This is a genomic window from Alteromonas sp. ABH4_452 (assembly GCF_056311825.1).
In genome coordinates this window covers 1,504,375-1,522,192 of sequence record NZ_CM149973.1, presented here as the reverse complement: position 1 = coordinate 1,522,192, position 17,818 = coordinate 1,504,375, and the positions used below count along the sequence as shown (strand labels likewise).

Annotated in this window: 18 protein-coding genes; 10 read left to right on the top strand and 8 right to left on the bottom strand. The window is 44.1% G+C overall.

Features of this window, described 5'->3' with window-relative positions; all coding sequences use genetic code 11:
* Positions 1–15: 15 nt before the first annotated feature.
* A complete protein-coding gene (locus tag ACYX4N_RS06540; protein ID WP_474805326.1) occupies positions 16–858 on the bottom strand; it encodes a mechanosensitive ion channel family protein in 843 nt (280 codons plus the stop codon).
* A gap of 792 nt (positions 859–1,650) precedes the next feature.
* Between ACYX4N_RS06540 and ACYX4N_RS06535 the strand changes: the two genes are divergently transcribed.
* The 4 genes from ACYX4N_RS06535 to ruvX all read left to right on the top strand — a co-directional run bounded on the left by ACYX4N_RS06535 (position 1,651) and on the right by ruvX (position 4,600).
* Positions 1,651–2,379, top strand: coding sequence for a 16S rRNA (uracil(1498)-N(3))-methyltransferase (locus ACYX4N_RS06535; protein WP_476055992.1), 729 nt, complete (start codon positions 1,651–1,653; stop codon positions 2,377–2,379).
* A 137-nt stretch (positions 2,380–2,516) separates the two neighbouring features.
* Positions 2,517–3,470, top strand: a complete 954-nt coding sequence (gene gshB, locus ACYX4N_RS06530) for a glutathione synthase (RefSeq protein ID WP_474805324.1) — start codon at positions 2,517–2,519, stop codon at positions 3,468–3,470.
* Between the two features lie 139 nt (positions 3,471–3,609).
* Positions 3,610–4,176 (top strand): YqgE/AlgH family protein, encoded by a 567-nt coding sequence (locus tag ACYX4N_RS06525; RefSeq protein WP_179984299.1) that lies wholly within the window; start codon positions 3,610–3,612, stop codon positions 4,174–4,176.
* The gene (gene ruvX, locus ACYX4N_RS06520; protein ID WP_179984300.1) at positions 4,169–4,600 is read left to right on the top strand and encodes a Holliday junction resolvase RuvX; all 432 of its coding nucleotides are present in this window, start codon (positions 4,169–4,171) and stop codon (positions 4,598–4,600) included. Before ACYX4N_RS06525 ends, ruvX begins: the two co-directional genes overlap by 8 nt.
* Before the next feature lie 46 nt (positions 4,601–4,646).
* On the opposite strand, the gene ACYX4N_RS06515 is transcribed toward ruvX, so the two are convergent.
* From ACYX4N_RS06515 to ACYX4N_RS06505, 3 genes are all read right to left on the bottom strand, one after another.
* Positions 4,647–4,964: a putative signal transducing protein gene (locus tag ACYX4N_RS06515; RefSeq protein WP_476055991.1), complete on the bottom strand. Its 318-nt coding sequence runs from the start codon at positions 4,962–4,964 to the stop codon at positions 4,647–4,649.
* 159 nt (positions 4,965–5,123) lie between these two features.
* Entirely contained in the window at positions 5,124–6,236 is a 1,113-nt protein-coding gene (locus tag ACYX4N_RS06510) for a PilT/PilU family type 4a pilus ATPase (protein WP_474805322.1), read from the bottom strand.
* Positions 6,237–6,244: 8 nt separating this feature from the next.
* Entirely contained in the window at positions 6,245–7,288 is a 1,044-nt protein-coding gene (locus ACYX4N_RS06505) for a type IV pilus twitching motility protein PilT (protein ID WP_179984303.1), read from the bottom strand.
* A 27-nt stretch (positions 7,289–7,315) separates the two neighbouring features.
* Between ACYX4N_RS06505 and ACYX4N_RS06500 the strand changes: the two genes are divergently transcribed.
* The 5 genes from ACYX4N_RS06500 to ACYX4N_RS06480 all read left to right on the top strand — a co-directional run bounded on the left by ACYX4N_RS06500 (position 7,316) and on the right by ACYX4N_RS06480 (position 12,453).
* A complete protein-coding gene (locus ACYX4N_RS06500) occupies positions 7,316–8,002 on the top strand; it encodes a YggS family pyridoxal phosphate-dependent enzyme (RefSeq protein WP_476055990.1) in 687 nt (228 codons plus the stop codon).
* A gap of 76 nt (positions 8,003–8,078) precedes the next feature.
* Positions 8,079–8,900 (top strand): pyrroline-5-carboxylate reductase, encoded by an 822-nt coding sequence (gene proC, locus ACYX4N_RS06495; protein ID WP_476055989.1) that lies wholly within the window; start codon positions 8,079–8,081, stop codon positions 8,898–8,900.
* 20 nt (positions 8,901–8,920) lie between these two features.
* Positions 8,921–9,457, top strand: coding sequence for a YggT family protein (locus ACYX4N_RS06490; protein WP_269916797.1), 537 nt, complete (start codon positions 8,921–8,923; stop codon positions 9,455–9,457).
* Between the two features lie 111 nt (positions 9,458–9,568).
* Complete coding sequence (locus ACYX4N_RS06485; protein WP_476055988.1) at positions 9,569–10,018, top strand: DUF4426 domain-containing protein; 450 nt, start codon at positions 9,569–9,571, stop codon at positions 10,016–10,018.
* A gap of 344 nt (positions 10,019–10,362) precedes the next feature.
* A complete protein-coding gene (locus tag ACYX4N_RS06480) occupies positions 10,363–12,453 on the top strand; it encodes an oxidoreductase (RefSeq protein WP_476055987.1) in 2,091 nt (696 codons plus the stop codon).
* Positions 12,454–12,482: 29 nt separating this feature from the next.
* On the opposite strand, the gene ACYX4N_RS06475 is transcribed toward ACYX4N_RS06480, so the two are convergent.
* The 4 genes from ACYX4N_RS06475 to ACYX4N_RS06460 all read right to left on the bottom strand — a co-directional run bounded on the left by ACYX4N_RS06475 (position 12,483) and on the right by ACYX4N_RS06460 (position 16,808).
* Positions 12,483–13,640: a tetratricopeptide repeat protein gene (locus ACYX4N_RS06475; RefSeq protein ID WP_476055986.1), complete on the bottom strand. Its 1,158-nt coding sequence runs from the start codon at positions 13,638–13,640 to the stop codon at positions 12,483–12,485.
* A 93-nt stretch (positions 13,641–13,733) separates the two neighbouring features.
* Complete coding sequence (locus ACYX4N_RS06470) at positions 13,734–14,069, bottom strand: VOC family protein (RefSeq protein ID WP_476055985.1); 336 nt, start codon at positions 14,067–14,069, stop codon at positions 13,734–13,736.
* Positions 14,070–14,233: 164 nt separating this feature from the next.
* On the bottom strand, positions 14,234–16,078 hold the full coding sequence (locus ACYX4N_RS06465) for a DUF885 domain-containing protein (protein ID WP_476055984.1): 1,845 nt from the start codon (positions 16,076–16,078) through the stop codon (positions 14,234–14,236).
* Positions 16,079–16,166: 88 nt separating this feature from the next.
* A complete protein-coding gene (locus tag ACYX4N_RS06460; protein WP_476055983.1) occupies positions 16,167–16,808 on the bottom strand; it encodes a glutathione S-transferase family protein in 642 nt (213 codons plus the stop codon).
* Positions 16,809–17,162: 354 nt separating this feature from the next.
* Between ACYX4N_RS06460 and sodC the strand changes: the two genes are divergently transcribed.
* The gene (gene sodC, locus ACYX4N_RS06455) at positions 17,163–17,705 is read left to right on the top strand and encodes a superoxide dismutase [Cu-Zn] SodC (protein ID WP_476055982.1); all 543 of its coding nucleotides are present in this window, start codon (positions 17,163–17,165) and stop codon (positions 17,703–17,705) included.
* Positions 17,706–17,818: the final 113 nt, after the last annotated feature.

Below are 17,818 nucleotides of genomic sequence, written 5' to 3'. Positions count from 1 at the left end.
TTTTCAAGATAACGATTACTCGCCGTCTTGTTTGTGTAGGTGCACATCCATTTGTGGGAATGGAATTGATATACCTTCTTTATCAAAGCGAAGTTTAACTTGCTCTGTAAAATCGAACTTAACTGCCCAGAAATCTGCAGCATTTACCCAAGGGCGTACTACAAAGTTAACGCTGCTATCAGCAAGTTCAGAAACCGCTACAGTTGGAGCAGGTTCAGCTAAAATTCTGTCGTCTGCTGCAACCATTTCTTGCAATACTTGCTTAGCTTTAAGCAAGTCAGCGTCGTAACCAATACCTACAACCATATCTACACGGCGAGTATCTTTCGCAGAGTAGTTAGTGATGTTACCGCTATAGATATTGCCGTTTGGAACGATAATTTCTTTGTTATCAGGCGTATTCATTGTAGTTGTGAAAATACCAATCTTTTTGATTGAACCAGCAGTACCCGCAGCTTCAACAAAATCACCCGCTTTGAACGGCTTAAATACTAGTAGCATTACGCCTGCTGCAAAGTTTTTAAGTGAGTCTTGAAGTGACAGACCAATAGCTAAACCAGCCGCACCTAAAATAGCAACAAGAGAAGTAGTATCCACACCTAGTTGATTCAGTGACGCTACTATAACGAATAACATCAAAATAGCGCTGATTATTGCCTCTAGGAAATCTACTAACATGTCATCATATTTAGACTTAGCCATCAGGCGTCTAAATAAAGACAAAATAAATCCAACTACGATTTTACCGACTACATAAATCGCTATTGCCATTAAAATGTTGATACCCCACGGAATGGCGTAGTCGTTTATGTACCTTTCAACATCACTTGCTGAAAAAAGCGAAAGTTTCTCTTCCATAATATGGTCCTTGTCATGGTTAGTTGTAATTAGCACGTATACGGTAGCAGCTATTCGTATTATCACCAATACACAATAGGTCCAAACAGCGTAAATTCGCCCTAAAGTCTAAGCTTCATAGACCCTTGATAGTGTTAGCATTATCCTAAAGTAGCGATACGTAACGCTACTCTTAGTTACAAACATATACCAAAGTTTAAGTATTTTTTTGAATAATTGTCACACACATGTCACTCAACAAATGCACTATTTTACACCGAAGCTTGAATGCGCTTTGTTGTCTTTTTAACTTTGTCGGAAGTTACCGAGTTTTAAGACTTTTTTTTTGATGATTTTTTAGCCTTAAAGTTTTAGACTAAAGTCTCATAAGAACTAAACCAAATTATCGTTTTTGATGAATTTGTTTTATTTCTTGTGAACGAGCTTTAGCAAACTATGTCACTTAAAGGATTAACGCATGTTGCTTCTCATAACCCTATTTTCGGTTGTTTTGTGTTTATTTTTGTATTCACTTCGCACCGATAAAGGAAAACACACTAAGTATGCAAGAGCGGAATACCGCCCAGCACAAAAATCGAAGCCATCTTCCACAGTGTTGGAAAACTCTTCGAGCAACTCTTCGCCCTCTGCGGCATAGAGTAAACCTACGAGTCAGGTGATTATTAAAGATAGGTCGCGTGTTGCCGTTTGTGTAAGTTTTTCTCCAATTATTTACATGATGCCGTCGACAGCATTGCAACCTGCATATACTGACACGTATCATACGCATCAAAACCAAACACCTGATTCCTTATGCGTATACCAAGAGTTTATTACCCCAACCCCATTCCTTTAGAACAAGAATTTGAATTAACCGAAGATGCGGGTCATCACATCGCTACTGTGCTGCGCATAAAACCCAATCGCCCTATCGTGCTATTTAATGGCGATGGCAACGAATACAGTGCACAAGTCATAAGTGTTCAAAGGAAGAAAGTAACGGTTGAGGCCGATGCATGCCTTTCCTTAGCAAAAGAGTCCCCCCTCCACCTTCACTTAGGTCAAGGTGTTTCTAAGGGCGATAGAATGGACACTGTGCTTCAAAAAAGCGTCGAACTTGGCGTAACAGAAATAACGCCGGTTATTACTGAACGATGCACAGTAAAGCTTGACGAGTCGCGTTGGGAAAAGAAAATTCAGCAATGGCAGAAAATTATCATTGGAGCCTGTGAACAAAGTGGTCGCAATATTATTCCTGTGCTTAACGCCCCGGTAAATTTAAGTCAGTGGCTGTCCTCATCGACCAATACTACGCGGTTGGTATTAGCACCCGGTGCAGAACAAAGCTTAGCGAGGCAACCCTATAATACGCAAGGGTTTCGACTACTAATAGGTCCAGAAGGCGGGTTATCAGACACAGAAATTCACCAAGCTAACGAAAACGGTTATCAATCGGTAAGTTTAGGCCCACGTATTTTACGTACCGAAACGGCGGCAATTACCAGTTTAAGTATTCTCCAGGCACAACACGGCGACTTTTGAGGATATAGTCTAAACCCTTTTTTTTACAGGCCTATGCTATACCCATAACTTGAAGTATTAGGGTGTGACCCAATATACAAAGATTATCAGCAGGGCTATATGAGCCGGCATTTTATAAACATCAAGGTGAGAACATTATGCAATATACCGTTGGCGTAATTATGGACCCCATCGCAAGCGTTAAGCCACATAAAGACACAAGCTTTGCGATGATGCTTGAAGCTCAGCGCCGCGGTGCAAAGGTTGTTTATTTCGAACTAAAAGACCTGTATTTAGACAATGGTAAGCCTATGGGGTTGGGCAAAACCGTGTCGGTTAAAGACCAAGCGACAGATTTCTATGCGATTGAAGACGAAGCGACCCTGCATTTAGGGGATATTGATGTTTTACTTATGCGTAAAGACCCGCCTTTTGACAGCGAATTTCTGTACGCTACCCAGATATTGTCGCTAGCGCAAGACGCTGGAGCACTGGTTGTAAATAATCCTCAGGCCCTACGTGACTACAACGAAAAATTGTTTACGTCGTATTTCCCAGAGCATATCCCGAATACTCTAGTTTCGAACAATCAGGCGCTTATTCGTGAGTTTCATGCCAAGCATCAAGATATTATTTGTAAGCCTCTGGATGGCATGGGTGGGGCCTCTATATTTAGAGTAAAACCTGACGGTAATAATTTAGGTGTAATTATTGAAACGCTGACGCATCTAGGCACCCGCTATATGATGGTACAAGAGTACCTTCCAGAGATTAAAGACGGTGACAAGCGTGTATTGATTGTAGATGGTGAAGTAATGCCATACTGCTTAGCGCGACTGCCAACCAAAGGGGAAACAAGAGGGAACTTGGCCGCCGGTGGCACTGGCCGCCCTCAGCCAATTTCTGATTCAGACCGCGCATTGGCTGAAGCCATAGCTCCTACGCTTAAAGATAATAATATTTTGTTTGTAGGGCTTGATGTCATTGGCAATAAAATTACAGAAATAAACATTACCAGCCCAACGTGCGTAAGAGAAATAGAAGCCGCGTACGACGTAGACATTATGGGCGCACTGTTTGACGCAATTGAAAAGCGCTTAGCCAACAGATAAAACGTACTTTGCACTAGTCACCGGCGCGAGTAGCTCAGATAAAGCTCAACATGGGTGAATACAGGGCCTTTTATACTTAATATTAAAAGGCCCTCTAAAGTAAAAGACGTTAGTAAAATATAGTAGTAAAAAGCAAACTATGACGGAATTAAAAAGCCTACAAAATCACTTTTTGGTCGCAATGCCTAGCTTAGACGATCCCTACTTTTCTCGTTCACTCATTTATGTTTGTGAGCACAACGCTGAAGGCGCTATGGGCATTGTGGTAAATCAGCCCTCTACTATGAACGTCAAACAACTTCTTGAACAAACTGACAAAGAGTTGACAGTTTCTGAAGACAAGGCGGAACAAATCGTACTTGCGGGCGGACCGGTCAACCAAGAACGTGGCTTTGTTTTGCATTCGTCGCAAAAGTCTTGGGCATCTAGCCTTAAGCTCGCGCCGGGAATCATGGTTACCACATCAAAGGACATTTTGACAGCTATCGCCAATGATGAGGGCCCAGAAGACGTACTTATTGCTTTAGGTTACGCCGGGTGGACACCTGGGCAGCTTGAAAAGGAAATGCAGGAAAACGCCTGGCTAACCATAGAAGCGGACGAAGAAATTTTGTTTAACACACCTATGCATAAAAAATGGCAAGCAACCGTAAATAAACTCGGTGTTGATGTATGGCAGCTAGCGCCAGGAGCCGGGCATGCCTGATATAGGAAATCGTACTGTACTTGCGTTTGACTTTGGTACCAAGAGTATTGGCGTAGCGGTAGGCCAAGAAATTACGGGCACTGCTTCACCTCTTGCAGCGCTTAAGGCACGAGACGGCATTCCAGATTGGGCATTGATAGAAAAGCTTTATGAAGAATGGCAACCCCATGTTGTCGTAGTGGGTTTACCGCTAAATATGGACGGCACAGAGCAGGAAATGACCCAACGAGCTCGCAAGTTCGCCAATCGACTCCACGGTCGTTTTCGTGTTGCAGTGGAAACCTGTGACGAGCGTCTTACTACTACAGACGCTAAAGCTATGCTGTTTGAGTTAGGTGGCTACAAAAAGCTTACTAAGGATAAAGTTGATAGCGTATCAGCTTGCGTGATCTTCACCAGCTGGAGCGAAAGCCAATACGAGTAGCCGCTTTTGCGCTACTCTTTGCTTTTAATTTTTAGTTCCTGTACTTCTATTTTTCCGCGCCGCACTGCCAGCATACATCGAATGCGCTGCCGTTTTCCTCACCACACGCGTCACATCGCCAGTCTTCACTGCTGTTATTCGTATTACGTGATTTGTGAACGAAGGCCTCGATAACTTTCGACGCTCGCGCATACCAGCTATCGTCGACGAGCCATACTTCCTGCTGAGCATCCTGCCAAGGTAGCTCTCCTACAGCACCACCAGCAAATTCGTTTTTTACCATATAGGGAATAGACAGCGCATCGAGTTCGCTGCGAACCGCTTGCATTTCAAAAGCGTCTTGTGAAGTGAAAAGTTTTTTCAATGGCTATCCTATTGCAAAAAATAATGCACATCGCGTAAAGCTTATACGAAAAAGCAGCCCTTTAGCTGCTTTTTAAGTAAGAAGACCGAATTACTCAATGACGTAATTATCTAGGTGCCGCTTTTTCAAAATATAACTGCAGCACTGAAGAAGCAGTGCTTAGTCATCCATATCAATAGATACATTAGACAAGGTGCCTAAGCTAGAGCCGTCACTGGTATCAAGCTTGATCATTAAGCGCAGATCGTTAGGCGAGTCAGCATGGTGAAGTGCCTGGTCCATGTCTATCTTACCCGCTTTATACAAGTCATACAGCGCCATATCAAAGCTTTGCATGCCCTGCTCTTTACCCTTTTTCATGGCTTCTTTTAATGCGCCTATTTCGTTGCGCTGAATAAGATCGCGCACTAACGGCGAGTTAAGCAGTATTTCTATTGCCGCTACCCTGCCCTTACCGTCAGGAGTAGGCACAAGTTGCTGTGCCACAATAGCGCGTATGTTTAAGCTTAAATCGAAACGCAGCTTATCGTGTTGATCTTTAGGTGCTAAATGCATGATACGCTCAATGGCCTGGTTCGCGTTGTTGGCATGCAGTGTGGCTACACATAAATGCCCCGTATCGGCGAACGACATGGCATATTCCATGGTTTCCATTGAGCGAATTTCACCAATAAGAATCACGTCCGGCGCCTGACGCAACGAGCTTTTAAGAGCATCGTCGAAAGACTGGGTATCAATGCCTACTTCACGCTGTGTGATAACACAGTTTTTGTGCTCGTGCACAAACTCAATAGGGTCTTCAATGGTTAATATATGCCCATGAGTGTTTTCATTTCTATGCCCAATAAGTGCTGCGAGCGAGGTTGACTTACCTGTACCTGTCCCACCTACAAATAGAACAAGACCGCGCTTAGACATTATAATTTCTTTTAATACCCGAGGAAGACCTAAGTCATCCGCTTTCGGGATTTGAGTAACAATACGACGGATAACCATACCCGCTTGGTCTCGTTGCCAAAACGCAGAACAACGGAAACGGCCAATGCCATCGCGCACAATAGCGAAATTGCACTCCTTCGATGTATGAAATTCGTCTCGCTGCTTTTCAGTCATCGCTTCGTGAACCAGCGCGAGCGATTCTTCCACCGACGTGGCATTTTCTGTTACTGGGGTAAGTTTGCCGTTGATTTTGGCACTTACCGGAAACTCTGCCGTTATAAACAAATCAGAGGCATTGGTATCAACCATTTTTTGTAATAGTGAATCTAGCATAATGGCCTCTAGAAGTTGTTCATAGACTGTTTATCTACCGACTTTGCCGCCGCATCTTCTTTGCTAATGACACCCATAGCCACCAATCGCTGTAAGCATTGATCCATAGTTTGCATACCATGTGCTTGCCCGGTTTGAATAACCGAGTACATCTGCGGCACTTTATCTTCACGAATAAGGTTTCTAATAGCTGGGATGCCCACCATAATTTCGTGAGCAGCCACACGCCCCCCACCGACTTTCTTAAGTAACGTTTGCGATATAACCGCGCGAAGCGACTCCGATAACATTGAGCGCACCATGGCTTTTTCCTCTGCAGGGAACACATCTATGATACGGTCAATGGTTTTCGGTGCTGAATTGGTGTGTAGGGTACCAAACACCAAATGGCCTGTTTCTGCAGCTGAAATCGCAAGGCGAATGGTTTCTAAGTCACGAAGCTCACCAACCAGAATGACATCTGGATCTTCACGAAGGGCTGAGCGCAGGGCGTTATTAAACGAATGCGTATCGCGGTGTACTTCACGCTGGTTTACCAAACTAAGTTTATTGTCGTGAACAAATTCAATCGGGTCTTCAATGGTAAGAATATGCTCACGTTTATGCGTATTAATATGGTCAACCATGGCTGCTAGGGTGGTACTTTTACCCGAACCTGTAGCGCCAGTGACTAGCACAATTCCGGTAGGCTGATTGATGATGTCTTTAAAAATTTCGGGCGCGCCAAGGTCGTCTAAGGTTAACACCTTGCTAGGAATGGTACGCAGCACCGCCGCGGCACCGCGATTTTGAACAAAGGCATTAACACGAAAACGAGACAAGCCATTTACTTCGAATGAAAAATCGGTTTCTAAGTTTTCTTCGTACTCTTTGCGCTGCATGTCATTCATAATCTCATAAACAAGACCATGAACTTGCTTGTGATCGAGGGCAGGCACGTTAAGTTTACGCATCTCTCCATCTACACGAATAATTGGTGGTAGGCCCGCTGATAAGTGTAAATCTGAGGCGTTATTCTTAACACTGAAAGCCAAAAGTTCGGTAATATCCACAACCACTTCTCCAAAACAAGGTGAATAATGCAAACAATAGCAGAAAGACTAGATTCCGCACGAAAAGGAATAGACCAAGCCGCTACCAGTGCACATCGTCCACCAAAAACCGTTAAATTGCTAGCGGTTAGCAAAACAAAACCCGTATCAGATATCATTGAAGCGTATGAAGCGGGACAACGAATGTTTGGCGAAAACTATGTGCAGGAAGGTGTTGAAAAGGTTCAGGAACTTTCAAATCTTGAAAATATTGAGTGGCATATGATTGGCCCTATTCAGTCAAATAAAACTAAAGTAGTAGCCGAACATTTCGACTGGGTTCAGTCAGTAGACAGAGAGAAAATAGCCCGCCGTCTTAATGAGCAACGCCCAGCCTCAATGCCGCCATTAAACGTATGTATTCAGGTGAACATTGATGATGAAGGCAGTAAGTCTGGCGTAGCGCTTAACGAATTGGCTTCTTTAGTTGAGTTCGTAACGTCACAGGAGCGCCTTTGCTTACGCGGTTTGATGGCTATTCCCAAGGCCAATCCTAGTGAAGAACAACAGCGCGCTACGCTAACTAAGCTAAAAGAATTATTTGACCACTACCATACATCACTGAGCAATTTTGATACCCTATCCGTAGGAATGAGTAGTGATATGGCAGAAGCAATTCAATATGGCTCTACCATGGTTCGAATAGGTACCGCTATTTTCGGAAAACGTACTTAGTGATACCTATAGTGCTGAGCTTTTAGTGATTAGCCATGCTACACAGACTTAAATGCAATCAACAAATAGGATTTACATGCAACAGAAAAAATTAGCATTTATTGGCGCGGGTAACATGAGCCGCAGCATCATCAGTGGTCTTATCAAATCTGGGTACGCGAAAGAAAATATTCTTGCGGCAAACCCGTCTACTCCAAAGTTAGACGGCCTTAAAGCCGAGTTTGGTATTCACACCACGCAATCTAACGATGAAGCTTGCCAATTCGCTGACGCCATTGTGCTTGCGGTAAAACCACAAATTATGGGTGATATGTGCGGCGAACTGCAAAAAAATAACGACCTATCAGGTAAGTTGTTTATGAGCATCGCAGCCGGTTTACCCGTTGCCAGATTACAAGAGATGTTAGGCGGCGAATACCCTGTGGTTCGTATTATGCCAAATACACCAAGCTTGTTGGGCAAAGGCATGTCGGGTATGTACGCCGACGATACAGTGTCTGATTCTGACAGACAGTACGTAGACGATGTGATGAACAGCGTGGGCGAAACCGTTTGGGTAGATAAAGAAGATGGTATTAACGGTGTTATTGCCGCAGCAGGTAGCAGTCCAGCCTATTTCTTCTTGTTCCTACAAAACATGCAAGAAGAAGCCATGAACATGGGGTTTGATCAAGCCCAGTCACGCCTTATGGTGCAGCAGGCTATGTTGGGTGCAGCTGAAATGGTTTGTAACAACCCAGACCTTGAATTAAGTGAGCTTCGTGCCCAAGTTACGTCAAAGGGCGGCACCACAGCCGAGGCCGTAAATACCTTCATTGATGAAGGCTTAAAAGATATTGTCAGCAAGTCGATGCGGGCAGCCGTAGCGCGTGCTGAAGAAATGGCAAAACAGCTATAACGTTCTAGGAAAAACACAACATGAATGCAACGGTATTTTTGGTTGATACCTTATTTAGCCTTTATTTGATGGTGGTTATTCTGCGCCTTTGGTTACAAATGGTTCAAGCAGACTTTTATAACCCAATGAGTCAATTTGTAGTAAAAGCAACCCACCCTATCGTGGGGCCGTTGCGCCGTGTTATCCCGTCAATCGGCAGATTCGACACCGCTACCTTTGTATTGGCGATAGCGGTATGCGCGCTTAAACTCGTTACTCTTGGGCTTATGTTTGGCGGTACGCTAAACCCCGTAGGCATAGCCATTTTATCGGTAATTGGCGTGGTAAAAGAAACCCTATCGCTAATGTTCTGGGTATTGCTGTTACGTGCAATTTTAAGCTGGGTATCGCAAGGTCAATCTCCCGTAGACTATGTGCTGTATCAACTAACTGAACCCTTTCTAGCGCCTATTCGCAAAGTCATTCCTCCGCTAGGTGGCCTTGACTTGTCGGTACTGATTGCCATCATCGCATTACAGTTTTTACAGCTTCTGATCCAAGACACTTTCCCTATGTAAACAATGTTTATTACATGTATTAACGGTGAAACCTTAGGTCATACGGTATCAGGCAGCGGGTAAGCCCGCTGTTTTGTAAAAGATAAATATGAAGGCAAAGTAAGGTCTATCATGAGTAAGATAAAACAACTTAAGAAAGGGTACGTAGCCCTTCTTGCAATAGCTATAGCTTGCTTAAGCTTCTCCGCATTTGCTGAACAGAAGCAAACGCTTGGTGAATGGGATGTACACTATATGGTAGTAAGTACGCCTTTTTTAACGCCTGAAGTTGCGGCTAATTACGGTATTGTAAGAAGCAAGTTTAACGCGCTGGTCAACATTTCCGTACTCGACAAAGTTTCAGGTGAAGCGCAGCGTGCAGACGTGACAGGTACGGCAAAGAACCTTTTAGGCAATGCTCGCAAACTTACCTTTAAGAAAGTGGAAGAAGGCGATGCCATTTATTACCTCGCTGTACTGCCTTTCCGCGATCAGGAAACGTTCAGGTTTGAAATAGACGTGCAAAAGGGTGCAAGTAAACAGACGCTGAAATTCCAGCAAAAAATGTATGTGGATGAATAGGCAACTATAGGCTACTTTCTTAGGCAATATTGTTTACGCATCAAACCTTGCCGACGCGAGTAAAATATAACCTCTTTTTACTAAACATAATTTTAAAATTGTTAAAGCGAGATTGCCGATAATCGGTATCTCGCTTTTTTTATTGTGTTAAAAAATTGATAACTCCCCTTTACCAAACTGATGCAGTAGTAAATAATCAAGACAACTGGTCGGGCAAGTTGGCTCGTAAAGATTAAAGCATTAGTTACTGAAGTCTGCTGAAGCGCAATTAAAAATAGTTTCTACGTACTTTAATTACTAAACAACATGCTAGATGCCTTCATAGTAAAAAATAGAGAATAAATATGAATACGCCCTCGTCACAGTCTGCACCTCAGACCGCCGCTGCCCATTCTGTAAATACGTCAGAACAGCAGTCACCTTTTTACCCTAACCTATTAGCCCCATTAGATTTAGGTTTTACTACACTACGTAACCGTACCCTGATGGGCTCGATGCATTTAGGTTTAGAGGAGGAAAAAGGCGGCTTTGATAAACTGGCCGCTTTCTATGCCGAGCGGGCCAAAGGCGGTGCTGGGCTAATTGTGACTGGCGGTATTAGCCCTAACATTTCAGGTTGGGTTGCGCCCTTCGCCGGCAGAATGACGCGCTCTCGTCATGCCAAGAAGCACCGTGTTATTACCGATGCTGTGCATAAAGAAGACGGTAAAATTTGCATGCAAATACTGCATTCGGGTCGCTATGGTTATCACCCGCTTGCCGTTTCAGCTTCACCTATGAAGTCGCCCATTACTCCTTTTAAGCCTCGCGAACTTTCCTCGCGCGGCGTGAGAAGCACCATTAAAGACTATGTTAAATGTGCTGCCCTTGCCCAACAAGCAGGTTACGACGGTGTAGAAATAATGGGTTCAGAAGGTTACCTCATTAATCAATTCTTTTGCGAACGTACTAACCACAGAAATGATGAATGGGGCGGAAGTTTAGAAAACCGAGCCCGCTTAGCTATTGAGATAGTTAAAGGTGTGCGCGAGAAAGTGGGCGCTAACTTCATCATTATTTATCGCCTGTCTATGCTGGATTTGGTTGAAGGTGGCGCTAAGTGGGATGAAGTCGTGTACTTGGCTAAAGAAATTGAAAAAGCAGGTGCTACGCTTATTAATACTGGTATTGGATGGCATGAAGCCCGTGTTCCTACGATTTCCACTTCTGTACCTCGTGCAGCGTTTACCTGGATAACCGAACGCATGAAAAAAGAGGTGAATATTCCTCTTATCACCACTAACCGTATTAATACGCCTGAAGTTGCAGAATCGGTACTCGCACAAGGCCATGCTGACATGGTATCGATGGCACGCCCTTTCTTGGCTGACGCCCATTTTGTGGCCAAGGCCATGCGCAATGAGTCTAAACTTATTAACACCTGTATTGCCTGTAACCAGGCCTGCCTTGACCATGCGTTTGAGCAAAAGCGTGCAAGTTGCTTAGTAAATCCACAAGCGTGCTATGAAACCGAACTTACCTTTACCCCTACTCAAAACAAGAAAAAACTAGCGGTAGTAGGTGCAGGGCCTGCGGGTTTGGCGTTTTCTATGTATGCCGCAGAGCGTGGCCACGACGTGCATTTGTTTGATAAAGCCAGTGAAATTGGCGGTCAATTTAATTACGCCAAGCAAGTGCCGGGTAAAGAAGAGTTTTATGAAACCCTGCGTTATTTTGACAATCAACTTGCGAGAGTTGGCGTTACGATTCACCTTAACACAGAAGTGAACGCAGAAAGCCTTGTCGATGAGGGGTTTGATGAAGTGGTGTTAGCCACCGGTATTAATCCTCGAACGCTTACAATTGAAGGGCACGACCACCCTAAAGTGATGAGTTATTTAGACGTATTGCGTGACCACAAGCCCGTAGGTAAGAAAGTGGCAATTGTTGGCGCTGGCGGCATTGGCTTCGACGTAGCAGAGTTCTTAGTTGAGCACGAACACTTAGCTAAAGATAAAGAAAAATGGCTAGCTCACTGGGGTATCGACAAAAATTACTCAGCACCAGGGGCACTTAAAGAAAAGGCGATAGAGCCTTCTGAACGCGAAGTGTATTTACTACAACGCAAGACCTCTAAAGTAGGTAAAGGGCTGGGCAAAACTACGGGCTGGATCCACAGGCAATCATTGAAACACCACAACGTTCAAATGATAAATGGCGTTTCCTACGAGAAAGTGGATGATCAAGGCCTTCACGTACTCATTAACGACACGCCTAAGGTGCTGCCTGTCGATAATGTTATTGTATGTGCAGGCCAAGAGCCCTTTAAACCTCTGCAGCAACCTCTAGAAGAGGCAGGATTTACCGTGCACATTATCGGCGGTGCTGACGTCGCAGCAGAACTCGATGCCAAGCGTGCTATTCGCCAAGGCGCTGAACTGGCAGCGAGAATCTAAGTGCTCAGCGAGCTATGGAAACTAAGTCATTAATGGCTATTTTGGATAGCCTTTAGCTTGGCGGTGTAAAGCGCTCTATTCTGTGAAGGCAGTGAAAGGGAGAGCGCTTTTTCCATCATATTTTCAGCTTTAAGCACCTTCCCCTGTAAAAAATAAGTCTTAGCCATAGCCGAGTAGCTTTCTCCCAGATAAGGGCCTGTAGCGATGGCTTTGTTGAAAAACATTTCTGCCTCCGAAAGCTTGCCCTTCGCTAAAAATGCATTACCTAAATCTATCCAACGATAAGGGTTATCGTCGTCTGTTTTTAAATACATATCCCCAATACGCGATAGCGTTTCTACATCGCCTACCTTTTTAAGCAACACTGCGAAATTTGATAGCGTATGTACCGACTGGATATGATTCTCGATAGCGAATTCGTATAGTCTCCGAGCTTCTTCTTCGTAGCCATTTGAACGGTAGAGTACAGCGAGAGAATTTAGCGTAGATGCATTCGCTGTGTTTAACTGCATTGCGCGATACAAATAACTGTAGGCTAAATCAGGGTTGTCACTCATCACTTCAGCAGACATATTTTGGTAATACATTGAGATGAAGTCAGCCTCGGAGATGTAAACTCCCCGGTCGTTTCGGCTTGATGGAAAATAATCAATGATCGCTCTTCCCCTAAAAACAATGCTGTCGCCTGTTTTTTCAGGTTCAGGCCCTAAAATAATACTTCTCACATGTGTTGACGTAGTGAGCATGTTTCCAAATCGCCGATACAGTGGTGGGGTATGGACTTGTTGATAAACCACATCAAGGTTAACAAGCTTAGCAAGCGCTGTAGTAAGTAAAGCAAGCGACATACAGTTTCCGTAACGGTTGTTTAAAACATCTCTTGCTTTGAGCGTGTCCCCTGCGTAACTGAAGTTCGAAACCAGGTTATCCAGATAATAAGCGAGGCGAAAATTAGGTGATACATGTGCTTTAGTCGGCGAGTTATAATAAGAAAGAAAGTGCTGCTTTTGCTGCTCAGATAACGCAAAGAGTGCCTCGGACTCTTCCACGTCGACCAATGCGAATTCGCTAATCTGCCAATTGAAAGGAGCTAACTCACTCTTTTTCTGGTCATCACTGCTTTTAGTGCTCTGGCACGCCACATTAGCCATCAATGCTATAGCTAGAAATAACAGTTTTGTTTTCAACCTGCCTTCCCTCCCTCACTTCCTTTTGTTTAAGAGTAATTGTTCAAAAAAGTGGGCTAGTTAGCTTCCAATGGCAATGAGAAGAAATTCTTCTTAAAATTGATCAAACATAATAGTGTTGCCGTCAGGGTCTTTAACAATAAAATGCCCTGGACCACTGTCGCCTTTCACCGGCACTTCTAATGCAATGTCTTGCTCAACTAAACTCGCCTGAAGTGCTCTAACATCGCTGGGGTTAAAAGTCATAATGTTGTCTTCAAACATACCTTCGAATAAGCCAATCATGGTGGTGCCGTTTTTCATCATTAACCATTTGTCTTCCACCGAGCCACATGAAGGCATAGCTTCAAAACCTAATGCTTCGTAGAAGGCTTTCGATTTATTAATATCCTTGACCGTTAAACTTAATGAAAATAACCCTAACTCCACCTTGCGCTCCTTTAAACCTTTAGAAAAATTGTACAATTACTACTCTAGTGAAGCTATACGTCAATATCACTGCTATTGGTCGCAAAAAAACCAAAAAAGCCAGCAAGGTCTTAAACTTACTGGCTTTATAGTGTTTTAAGTTCTATTTGATTTGCCGCTTTTCACTAACTTTGTTGGCTAGCAATCCAGCGGTCAATTTTCTGTTCAAGAATAGCAAGTGGAATGCCGCCCGTGTTTAACACTTGTGCGTGGAATTCACGGATATCGAAATCATCACCTAATGCCTTCTCTGCGCGCGCACGCAATTCTTGAATTTTAAGCGCGCCAACTTTGTAAGACAGCGCTTGTGATGGTATAGCAATATAACGCTCTACTTCTGCCACGACTTCCGTGCGAGTCATGCCTGAGTTTTCGAGCATAAAATCGATAGCTTGTTCACGGCTCCAACCTTTGGCGTGAATCCCCGTATCTACTACCAAACGCATAGCGCGCAGCTGCTCATCCTGAAGCGTTCCGTAACGGTTCCATGGGTCATCAAAAAAGCCCATTTCATAGCCCAAGGTTTCTGAATATAGCGCCCACCCTTCACCGAAGGCTGGTAGGAAGCTAAAGCGCATGAAAGACGGCAGCGCTTCGTTTTCCTGGGCAAGGCTCACTTGGAAATGATGGCCCGGAGCACCTTCGTGTAGGTACAAGGTAACGTTGCCGGTGGTTAAGCGGCTAGGCAAATCGTAGGCGTTAAAATAGAAAGTACCAGGACGAGAGCCATCTGGCGTGCCTGGTTGATAGGATCCACCCGCACTGAATTGCTCAATAGCAGGGTCGTAAGGTTTTATTTCTAACTCAGATTTTGGCAGTAGAGAAAAGTATTGGTCAATTTTTTCATCCACTTCACGACCAATATCATAATAGCTCTGGGTTAGCGCCTCACGGCTTTCAGGCTTGAACTTAGGATCGGTGCGTACGTAGTCGAAGAACTCGTTTAATGTTCCTTCAAACTTTACTTCGTCTTTAATTTCAAGCATATCATTTTTGATACGCTTAACTTCTTTTAAACCAAGATTATGCAGCTCATCAGGGGTCATTGGCAGTGTCGTTGAACCTTCCACCATCAATTGATATAGCTTTGCACCACCTTTCATATCGCTAAGGCCAATGCTCTCACGGGCCACAGGCAAGTACTCATCGCGAAGGAAATCGCGCATGCGTGTGGTTGCATCGTAAATTTCTTGCGTCGCTTTTTCATATTCAGCAGTTAAACGGGCTTTTTCTTCGTCTGAGAAGCTTTCTGGGAACATGGTAATTGGCCCCCAAAACTGTGACTCTTTGATAGGGATAGCCAGCTGTGTATCGAACTGCTTGATTACACGGTCGATGGTTAACTTAGTTTCCAGCACACCACTTTCCATGCCTTCGCGAAATTTGCCCATAGCGCGGTCAGAAATAGCAATGTAATCCTTATGGCGAGATAAATTATTTTCGTAATCTTCTACTGTTTTAAATGGCGCAGCGCCTTTTCCGCTCGCAAAGGTCGGGTAAAAAGTGTGGAATCCGCTAAAGTGGTTTATAGGGCGCACAGCTGTCAGTGCTTCAATTTCATCGCTCGACATTTTTAGCGAGCGCTCTTGATTGTATTTGAATACATCGTAGGCAAGTTTGTCAGTATCGCTTAGCTTACTGCGGTCAATTTGTTTAAGTTCTGACAAGTTGAGTAATGTCGCTGTTTTTCCCGCTAAAGCGTGAGAGTCTGTTAAGAAGTCGCCCATTCTGTCTGCGTAACGCATATCGCCGCGAAAAATGGCCATAATTGGGTTTAGCTCAATATTGCGCTGGTCAGCGGCTGCAAATAACCCAAAAAGCTTCTCGTGCTCAGACGCTTCTTTTGTCACTGATTCACTTGTTGATGGACTCTGCATATCTGCGTGATTGTGTGCATGAGCCACAGCTGAGCTAAGGCCCAGAGCCATAGTTACTGCACTACTGACGAGCAGTGTTTTAAATGCTTTCATTTTTATTCCCTTGTTATTTCGTCGCTGTTTTTGCTTATATTTCGCAAAAAAAGCGCTGTCGTTATGTGTTTTCTAATCGCAGCACGGTTTACTCAGGCAAATGAGCCATCTCTCGTCGCCATGCCCTTTCATAGGCTTCACGGCCCAATACACGTTTCGCGTAAACCCCTACATTGTCCGTTTTGCCGTCAAGCACAATATCGAGTTTACTGCCTTTTGCCCACGCCAAAATATGACCTGCTATCACGTCGGCCATGGTAAACATGGTGCCGCATACAAATTCTTTATCGCCCAGCATAGAAGAAAACACCGGCAGTACGCGCTTAAATTCCCATACCGCCACTTCACGCATTTGTTCAAGTCTTTGCTCTTTAGGCAGTGCGAAAGTGTGTTTTGCTAAATTCCAAATGGGCTGCTCTAATTCACTGGTAAGAAACAGCATCACCTCTTCATATTTTGCACGCTCAAAACTGCCTGGCTCTGGGATAAATTCATGCATGCCGTGTCTTTCAGCTAAAAAGGTGACAATAGCAGCAGACTCAGTCAAGGTGCCTTCGGGTGTCGCTAGCGCTGGAATTTTTGCAGCCGGGCTTATAGCTTTGTATTCCTCTGACAAGTGTTGCCCTTGCTTTAGGTCAACCAACTTGTAGTCAAAAGGTAAGCCTAGTTCTTCCAAAGCCCATGCCACGCGAACCGAGCGGGTTTTCGGATAACCATAAAGTGTATACATGCCTATGTCCTTTGATAGCCTAATTGGTGCTAACTGTAAGTCGAATAGGAGAAAAGTGCCACTACCATATTGTTACTGAGTTTTACCGCGCTACTACAAACTTACCCGCCTTCATTTCATAAAACGCATTAAAAATGTAGAAATGCATTCGGTAACTTTTTCATAGGGACGCTATAAGTCTTGCAGCCAACGTAGGGGATTTTTTCAAAATCTGAGAGCTATGTATGGCCTAAGGCTCACAGTGATAAGGCCTTCAGCACCTTTTCTGCCACTTCGCTCGAACTGGTTTATTTTATGCTGGTTAACTTCGTAGTTGCTCGAAAACGAATCATTAATTTAGTGAAGGAGAATACTATGAAGAAACGTTTACTTACTACGTTAGCAGGCTCAATTTCTTTAGTGCTAAGTGCTGGGAGTTTTGCCGGTCATCACGAAGAAGGAAAAGAAGTGATGATGAAAAATTTAGAAACTGGCAATGCTATTGGTACAGTTATGGTGAGTAGTCACGATGATGATGGCGTGGTATTCACACCTAAGCTGTCAGGGTTAACGCCGGGAGTCCATGGCTTCCACGTTCATCAAAATGGAGATTGCTCCTCAGCAATGAAGGATGGAAAAAAGGTGCTAGGTGGCGCAGCTGGCGGTCACTTTGACCCAGAAAATACTGACAAACATCGAGCTCCATGGTCTGAGCGTGGTCATGAGGGTGACCTTCCTGTACTTTACGTGAATGAAAAAGGTGAGGCTACTCAGCCGATTTTCGCGCCAGAACTTGAACTGGAAGATATTGAAGGTCGTGCGCTGATGATTCATGCGGGCGGAGATAATTACTCTGATTCACCTAAAAAGCTTGGCGGCGGGGGCGAACGTGTGGCTTGTGGTGTAATTGGAAAATAAATCACTTCTACTCGTGTAGATAGAGGAAAGCGGCTTTGATAAGCCGCTTTTTTTTTCACTATTTTTTAAAATGTAAAAGAATAGCCCACTATTCAAGCAGGCGATTTCGGTTA